The sequence below is a fragment of the Streptomyces sp. NPDC089919 genome (genome assembly GCF_040684615.1).
Classification (GTDB): domain Bacteria; phylum Actinomycetota; class Actinomycetes; order Streptomycetales; family Streptomycetaceae; genus Streptomyces.
Map to the genome: position 1 here is coordinate 41,814 of NZ_JBFBGK010000060.1, position 7,600 is coordinate 49,413.

At 75.1% G+C, this 7,600-nt stretch carries 7 protein-coding genes; 4 read left to right on the forward strand and 3 right to left on the reverse strand.

Annotated features, from left to right (window positions below; genetic code table 11):
• Nucleotides 1–47 precede the first annotated feature (47 nt).
• Nucleotides 48–815, reverse strand: coding sequence for a hypothetical protein (locus AB0O40_RS23055; protein WP_365044758.1), 768 nt, complete (start codon nt 813–815; stop codon nt 48–50).
• 141 nt (nt 816–956) lie between these two features.
• Here AB0O40_RS23055 and AB0O40_RS23060 point away from each other — a divergent pair, with 141 nt between their 5' ends.
• Nucleotides 957–1,844: a neutral zinc metallopeptidase gene (locus AB0O40_RS23060; RefSeq protein WP_365044761.1), complete on the forward strand. Its 888-nt coding sequence runs from the start codon at nt 957–959 to the stop codon at nt 1,842–1,844.
• 60 nt (nt 1,845–1,904) lie between these two features.
• Nucleotides 1,905–2,300, forward strand: coding sequence for a VOC family protein (locus AB0O40_RS23065; RefSeq protein ID WP_365044764.1), 396 nt, complete (start codon nt 1,905–1,907; stop codon nt 2,298–2,300).
• Between the two features lie 643 nt (nt 2,301–2,943).
• On the opposite strand, the gene AB0O40_RS23070 is transcribed toward AB0O40_RS23065, so the two are convergent.
• Both AB0O40_RS23070 and AB0O40_RS23075 read right to left on the reverse strand, forming a co-directional pair.
• Nucleotides 2,944–4,257, reverse strand: coding sequence for a hypothetical protein (locus tag AB0O40_RS23070; protein WP_365044782.1), 1,314 nt, complete (start codon nt 4,255–4,257; stop codon nt 2,944–2,946).
• A gap of 179 nt (nt 4,258–4,436) precedes the next feature.
• On the reverse strand, nt 4,437–5,564 hold the full coding sequence (locus AB0O40_RS23075) for an alpha/beta hydrolase (RefSeq protein ID WP_365044767.1): 1,128 nt from the start codon (nt 5,562–5,564) through the stop codon (nt 4,437–4,439).
• Nucleotides 5,565–5,850: 286 nt separating this feature from the next.
• Here AB0O40_RS23075 and AB0O40_RS23080 point away from each other — a divergent pair, with 286 nt between their 5' ends.
• Together AB0O40_RS23080 and AB0O40_RS23085 are read left to right on the forward strand one after the other, a co-directional pair.
• Nucleotides 5,851–7,113, forward strand: a complete 1,263-nt coding sequence (locus tag AB0O40_RS23080) for an inorganic phosphate transporter (protein ID WP_365044770.1) — start codon at nt 5,851–5,853, stop codon at nt 7,111–7,113.
• A gap of 41 nt (nt 7,114–7,154) precedes the next feature.
• Complete coding sequence (locus AB0O40_RS23085) at nt 7,155–7,376, forward strand: hypothetical protein (RefSeq protein WP_365044773.1); 222 nt, start codon at nt 7,155–7,157, stop codon at nt 7,374–7,376.
• Nucleotides 7,377–7,600: the final 224 nt, after the last annotated feature.

Below are 7,600 nucleotides of genomic sequence, written 5' to 3' on the forward strand. Positions count from 1 at the left end.
TCCGCGAGGAGATTTGCCATGGGGTTAAGTCTAACGGCGGTGCGCAACTACTTTCCGGGGCTGTGAGTGGCCTCACCCGGGCGGTCGTTGCCCAGCGGGCGGCGGGTGGGGGTGACCCGGCCCAGCGGGTCGATGGCGATCAGGCCCTCGGTCCAGGACCGGGCGGGGTCGGTGCAGGGCCGGGGCACGAGCAGGACCCCGCCCCGGCGCAGCAGCCCGGCGGGCTCGAAGGCGCAGTCGGCGGGGGCCGGGAAGGTCCAGCGCAGGTCGCCGTCCTCGGTGCGGAACGCGGAGATCCGGGCGGTGCCCACCACCGCCAGCATCCGCACCTGCGGGTCCAGGGCCCACAGCGCGCCGTCGGCGGCGCCGGGCATCACGCGGTGCCAGCGCACGGCTCCGGCGGCGGGACCGGGCGGCGCGGCGGGCGGTCCGCCGGCCGGGGCCGGACCGGTGTCGGTGACCATGCCGTCGTCCCAGAGGGCGAAGCCGTGGCCGGGCGCGGCCAGCACCGACACGGGCCGGCGGCCCGGACGGCGGTACGTCCACAGCGGCGCGCCGGTGCGCGCGTCGGAGGCGGCCAGCGCCCCGCCCCCGGTACGCAGCACCGGGGCGGCGGCGCCGAGCCGGGCCGCCGCGGGGTGGACGGTGAGCAGGTCGCCGTAGGGCGCGGTGCGGCCCTCGCGCAGCGCACCGGCCAGCGGGGCCGCCAGCAGCAGGACGCAGAGCACGGGGAGCGCCGGGCGCAGGGCCCCGGTGCGGGCGGCGGCCCGGCGGAGGGCGACGGCGGCGGCCCGGCGGGCGGGGATGCGTGGCACGGGCGCCGAGCGTAGCCGCCGGGCCCCGGAGTGCCGCCCGGCGGCGGGCCCGGGTCCCCCGTTCGGCCCTCACCCGGCGCCGCGGGCGCGGTCGGGGCCCCAGGATGAAGGGGTTGACACCCGGAACGAGGGCGGTGCGGGATGCAGTTCGACGACGACGCCAACCTGGACACTTCCGAGGTCCAGGACGTCCGCGGGAGCCGTATCCCCGGCGGCCGGGCCACCATCGGCGGCGGTATCGCGGGCCTGGTCGCGCTGCTCCTGGGGCTCTTCTTCGGGGTGGGGCCGGAGCAGCTGGGGCTGTCGTCCGGGGACTCCGAGCCGAAGGCCTCGGCCTCCTCGGTCTCCCAGGTCCAGCAGACCTGCCGGACCGGCAGGGACGCGAACGCCCGGGAGGACTGCCGGATGGTGGCGGTCGTCAACAGCGCACAGGACTTCTGGCGGCAGGAGTTCACCCGTCGGGGCGGGAGGTACACACCGGCCCAGACGGTGTTCTTCACCGGCCGGGTCGGCACCGCGTGCGGCGCGGCCACCTCGGCGGTGGGGCCCTTCTACTGCCCGGCCGACCGCAAGGTCTACCTGGACCTGGACTTCTTCAACGAGCTGCGGACCAAGTTCGGCGCCAGCGGCGGTCCCTTCGCGCAGGCGTACGTGGTGGCGCACGAGTACGGCCACCACATCCAGAACCTGATGGGCACCCTGAACAAGTCCCAGGACGGCCGGCAGGGTGCGAACAGCAACGCGGTGAAGGTGGAACTGCAGGCCGACTGCTACGCGGGCGTCTGGGCGCACAACGCCACCCGCACCCCGGACGAGTCCGGCCGGCCGCTGATCACCCAGCTGACGGACGAGGACATCAAGGACGGCCTCAGCGCGGCGGCCGCGGTGGGCGACGACCGGATCCAGGAGAAGTTCCAGGGCCGGGTGACGCCGGAGTCCTGGACCCACGGCTCGGCCGAGCAGCGGCAGCAGTGGTTCTACCAGGGCTACCGGACGGGCGACATGGCCCAGTGCAACACCTTCCGCTGACGGCCGGGCCGGCCTGCCAGACTGTGCCGTGGGTCACATTCAGGAGAGGAAGTGATCGTCATGGCAGGTACTCCGGCGGTCTGCCCCACGCTGCTCTACGCCGACGCGAAGGCGGCCATCCGGCTGCTGACCGAGGCCTTCGGCTTCACGCGCGTCGCGGTGTACGAGACCGAGGACGGCTCGGTGATGCACGCGGAGCTCTCGTACGGCAACGGCGTGGTGATGCTGGGCAGCAAGGGCAGGGGCGGGGCCTTCGACAAGGCCATGGAGGGCGGCGGCCCGACGGGGGTCTACGTGGTGGTGGAGGACGTGGACGCGCACCATCGGCGGGCGGTGGAGCACGGGGTGGAGATCCTGATGGAGCCGACGGACCAGGACTACGGGTCGCGGGACTACATGGCGCGGGATGCCGAGGGGAACGTCTGGAGCTTCGGCACGTACCGCCCCGCCTGCTAGGCGCCCCGCCCCTTCGGCCGGGCCCCGGCCCCGCATGATCCGGTTCCGCTTCCGGTTCCGCTTCCGGGGCCGACCCGTGTACGCCTCCCGCGGGCGGTCGGGATGTGCGGGGAGGCCCTTGACGGGGTGTGGCAGGCTGGCGCGGAGGCAGGCCCGGGCCTGGGATCGCCGCCGGCGACGGCGAAGCCGCTTGTCCCAGGGGTGGGCCTGCCGCAGGGCCTGCAGGCCACACCCCCGCAAGGGCCGGGGACCCGCACATCCCGACCGCCCGCCCGCGTAGTGGCCGCTGCGCGGAGCCGGCCCCCACCCCGCCCCTTCCCGAAACCGGTGGGCGCCGCCCCCGGAGCCCCCGCGCCTCAAACGCCGGCGAGGCTGGTAAGGGGACAGCGGGGCTCCGCCCCGACCCCCGCACCGCCGCTGCCGCGACGGTCGCCTCAAACGCCGGCGAGGCTGGGTAAGGAGGCGGCTGGGCTCCGGTCGCCTCAAACGCCGGCGGGGCTGGTAGGGGGACGGCGCTGGTAGGCCCCAGCTACCGCTGGGAGGTACCCCCAGCGGGGCTGGGGGCGGTACGCCGCGGCGTGGCGGCACCGCCACCGGCGCTCCGTGGCAGTCGGCTCAGCAGGCCGGCGCCGCGGCCAGGCCGTCAGCCGCCGCCCGTGTGGAGTTGGAAGGCGGCTCGGCGGACGGCTTTGGCGAGGGCCGGGTCGGGGTGGGCGGCGGCCAGGGCCACCAGGACCTGGACGGTGCGGGGGTGGTTGATGGCCCGGACCTCCTCCAGGAGGTGCGGGACGGTGGTGCGGACGGCCGAGTCGAGGTGGCGTACCAGCAGGTCGTTCTCGCCGTGGTCGGCCACCGCCGCGGCGGTGTCCACCCACAGCCAGGTGGTCTCCTCGCGGGTCAGCACCTCCTGCGCCTCCTCGGGGTCCGCCCCGTCGTGCTCGGCCAGCCAGAGCAGCGCGTACGGGCGCAGCGCGGGCTCCTCGGCGGCGGCGCGTACCTCGGGCTCGGCCGGCGCGCCGACCACCCGCAGGGCCTCGAAGGCCAGCCCGCGCAGCAGGGCGTCCTCGCCCCGGGCGGCCTGCAGCAGCTCGGTGATGGCGCTGCCGACCGGCCGGGCGGCCAGCCAGGCCCGGTACTCGGCGCGGGCCGGTCCGGGGGTGAGGCGGGCGCAGCCGAGGAGCATGTTGGCGGCGTTCTGCTCGATGTTCCCGGCCGGGCTCTGCGCGGCCACGCAGATCTGCTCGAGCTTGACCCACACCGCCCAGCTGCCGAGCGGGGTCAGGGTGGCCCGGGCCGGGCCGAGGGTGAGCGCGCCGGCGGCGGCGAGCGCCCCCAGGGCCCAGCGCAGCAGCCGGGAGAGGGTCGCCGAGTCGGGCGCCGGCCCGTGGTCCTCGGCGCTCTCGTACGGCACCTCGCAGCGCTCGTCGCGCAGTTCGGCCACCCGCTGGCCCAGCAGGTCCAGCAGGGCCGGGACGGTGACCGGGCCGGCCGAGAGCTGGAGCAGCGAGAGCAGCTGGGGCATGGCCTCGACCACCTCGGCCACCGCCGCGCGGGCCACGTCCGCCGGGGCGGGGTGGATCAGCGACCAGGCGTCGAAGAGCGCGACCCAGCCGCGCAGCACGGCCGCGTCGTCGCTGTCCCAGGCGCGCAGCCGCCACCCGGGGCGGGCGCTGGTGCCGTGCACCTCGACCAGGCCGGCGAGCCGGGCCCGGTCCCAGGCGGCCCGGATCTGGCCCGGCGTCAGGGCCAGCTCCGCCGCGGCGCGTTCGACCGCGTCGGAGGGGAGCGTCCCGGTGGCGCCGGGGCCGGACTCCTCGTCGGCTCCCAGGCAGCGGGCGGCCCAGCGGGTCAGCCGTACCTCGTCGGCGAGTGAGGCTCTGGCGCGGTTCGCGAGCTCGGCCGGGGCCGGCGTTCCGGCGGGCGGCCGCGGTGCGGGCCGCCGGTGCCGGTTCGTCACCGCCGTGCGGGCGGCGGCCACCGACCGCGGGGAGACGAGTCGGAGTCTGGAGTCGCGCGCCAACTGCTCATCAGGCTTTCGGGACGTCACGGAGAGCAGTCTCGCCCGTCACCCGCCGAAAGCCCAAACGGAACCGGCCGTTGCCATAGGCGTGTTCACGTCATCCAAGAGCGGCGGGGTCACATGAGGGGCGTGAGGAAGCGCCGCAGGGCCTCTTCGTAGGCGGCCGGAGCCGCGTTCCACATCGCCCCGTGGGGTGCGCCCGGGACGGCGTGCAGGCTGACGAGGTCGGGCCGCCGGGCGGCCAGCCGGCGGGAGAGCTCCCAGGGGGCGAAGGCGTCGTCCGGTCCGTGGAAGACCAGGACCGGGACCTGGAGCCCGGCCGGGTCGGCGGCCTCCGGCAGCCGGTCGCCGCGCAGCCCGGCGCGGCCCTGGGCGGCCCGGACCGCGAGCGGGACCAGCGGACCGGGGGTGCGCCGGGCGGCGGCCAGCGCGCGCAGGGTCAGGTGCCAGTCGAGCACCGGCGAGTCGAGCACCAGGCCGGCGATCCGCTCGCGCAGCGCGGAGCGGGCGGCGGCGTGCAGCGCCATCGCGGCGCCGGTGGACCAGCCGTGCAGGACGACCCGCTCGGCGCCGAAGCGGACGGCGTAGCGGATGGCCGCGTCCAGGTCCCGCCACTCCGACTCGCCGAGGTGGCCGAGGCCGTCCGGGGAGGCGGGGGCGCCGAGGTCGTTGCGGTAGGCCAGGTCCAGGACGGGCAGCTGCCGCTCGTGGAAGAAGGGCATCAGGTTCATCGGGTGCTCGCGGGTGGTGCCGAGCCCGTGCACGGCGATCACCCAGGTGCGGCGGGCGGCGGGCACGAACCACGCGGGCAGCGCGCCGAGCTCGCCCGGGACGTCGACGTCGGCGTGGTCGAGGCCCAGGGCGCTGCGCGGGTCCCCCAGGTGCAGGGTGGGGGTGAGCCGGACCCGGGTGCCCGGGTCGAGCCGGCCGTGGGTGATCCGCTCCAGCCGGCGCACGACGGTGTCCGGGTCGCGGGAGAGCCCGTCCAGCACCGGACCGACCACCGCGTGCACCCCGGGGGCGTCGAGCCCGTAGGTGCCGGGCCGCAGCGAGGCCAGGCTGCGGGTGAGCCAGACGTGCCCGTCGGCGGCGCTGTGGACGCTCAGCCGCCGGCCGCCGGGCAGCGGCCGGCCGGGGGCGGGCCGCAGGGCGGCGTCGCCGGCGTGCCGGCCGAGGGCGACCGCCGCCGCCCCGGCCCCTATCAGCGTGGTGACGGCCGCGGCCGTCGCAGTAGCGGTGCGCACCGCTCCAGTCTCCGAGCCGCGGTCCGGGGCGGCCAGCCGAGCGCGGCTCCCGGAGTGATCTGGCTCTCTTCCAGGGGGGCTCCGGAGGGGTGCCCGCGGGCCCGGCGCTTTGCCGGTTCACCTGCCATTGACAGGCATTTTTAGCCATATGCACGGCAGAATCGGGACAAGACGCCCCACCGACCCCCGAGGCGGTACACCGGTCGTCCCGTCTCAGTTCATCTTCCGTTCACTCAGGTTGCCTACGTTCAACGAAGCCACTGACCTCAAACAGAAGCCTGGGTAAATGGAGCACATAACGCTTCTCCTCGGGATCGTGATCGTTACCGCTCTCGTCTTCGACTTCACGAACGGTTTCCACGACACCGCCAACGCGATGGCCACCACCATCTCGACTGGCGCTCTCAAGCCCAAGACGGCGGTGGCCATGTCCGCCGTGCTGAACCTCGTCGGCGCTTTCATGTCCGTGGAGGTCGCCAAGACGATCTCCAAGGGCCTCGTCAACGAAGACGGCATCCAGCCCGAAGTGATCTTCGCCGCGCTCGTCGGCGCGATCCTCTGGAACCTCGTCACCTGGTTGATCGGACTGCCCTCCAGCTCCTCGCACGCCCTCATGGGCGGCCTGGTCGGCGCCGCGGTCGCCTCCGCCGGCCTCGGCGCGGTCAACGGCAACACCCTGGTCACCAAGGTCCTGATCCCGGCGGTCGCCGCCCCGCTCGTCGCGGGCATCGCCTCGTACGTCGCCACCCGCGCCACGTACAAGCTGGGCAGCAAGGTCGACGACAAGACCTCGGCCAAGGGCTACCGGGCCGGCCAGATCGCCTCCGCGGGCCTGGTCTCGCTGGCGCACGGCACCAACGACGCGCAGAAGACGATGGGCATCATCACCCTGGCGCTGGTCGCCGGCGGCGCCATCGCCCCCGGCTCCAACCCGCCGGTCTGGGTCATCGTCTCCGCCGGTACCGCGATCGCCCTCGGCACCTACCTGGGCGGCTGGCGCATCATCCGCACCATGGGCAGCGGCCTGACCGACCTCCAGCCGCAGCAGGGCTTCGCCGCCCAGACCTCGGCCGCGAGCGTCATCCTCTCCTCCGCGAACCTCGGCTTCTCGCTCTCCACCACCCACGCGTGCTCCGGTGCCGTCATGGGCGCCGGCCTCGGCCGCAAGGGCGGCGTGGTCCGCTGGTCCACCGCGACCCGCATGTTCATCGCCTGGGGCCTGACCCTGCCGGCCGCCGCGCTGGTCGGCGCGGGTGCCGAGCTGGTCATGCGGATCGGGACGGTCGGCGTCGTCGCCGTCACCGTCTTCCTGATCGGCTCCTGCCTCGCCATCTGGCAGATCTCGCGCCGCCAGGTCGTCGACCACACCAACGTCAACGACCTGGACCCGGCCACCGAGGGCCCGGGCGTGGTGACCACCGCGATCGCGGCCGTCACCCCGCCGCCGGCCGGCACCACGGCCGCCGTCGCGGACGACGCCCTCAAGGCCACCATCCCGGCCCCGGCCCCGGCCGCCCCCGAGGCGCCCACGGCCCCCGCCGCGGTCTGACCGCCCGCGCACCGCGAACCAAGGACTAGAGGACTTTCGGTATGGACATCGACTGGGCAGCTCTCGGCTCCGTCTTCGGCGTCAGCCTCGGCGCGACGGTCGCCCTGGTGAGCCTGTTCACCCTCGGCATCGTCGGGCTCTCCAAGCACGAGACGGCTGTGCAGGCGGGTGGGGCTGCGCATCTCGCTCGTACGGGGGCGTTCGTCTCCTTTGCGGCGTGTGCGGCGGCTGTGGCGTACGGGATCTATCTGATCGTCACCTGACGATCGCGATCGTGCCGCTCCCCCGTGGGTTCGCCCCGCGGGGGAGTTTCGCGTGTCCGCGGCCCGTGCCGTGCCCCGGCCGCGGGTGGCCGCCCCTGGCCGCTGCGTTGCAGGGGTAGATCTGCAGCTGAGGCCAGCCCGGAGCTAGCTGCCGTCTCCCCCGCCGACGCGACCCGCACCCTGCGCGCCCTCGACCGGCTCAGCCTCATCGACCACCAACCCAC

Excerpts from the sequence above, each read along its gene's own strand:
- AB0O40_RS23060 (WP_365044761.1), top strand. The coding sequence starts at position 957 with ATGCAGTTCGACGACGACGCCAACCTGGACACTTCCGAGGTCCAGGAC.
- AB0O40_RS23065 (WP_365044764.1), top strand. The coding sequence starts at position 1,905 with ATGGCAGGTACTCCGGCGGTCTGCCCCACGCTGCTCTACGCCGACGCG.
- AB0O40_RS23080 (WP_365044770.1), top strand. The coding sequence starts at position 5,851 with ATGGAGCACATAACGCTTCTCCTCGGGATCGTGATCGTTACCGCTCTC.
- AB0O40_RS23085 (WP_365044773.1), top strand. The coding sequence starts at position 7,155 with ATGGACATCGACTGGGCAGCTCTCGGCTCCGTCTTCGGCGTCAGCCTC.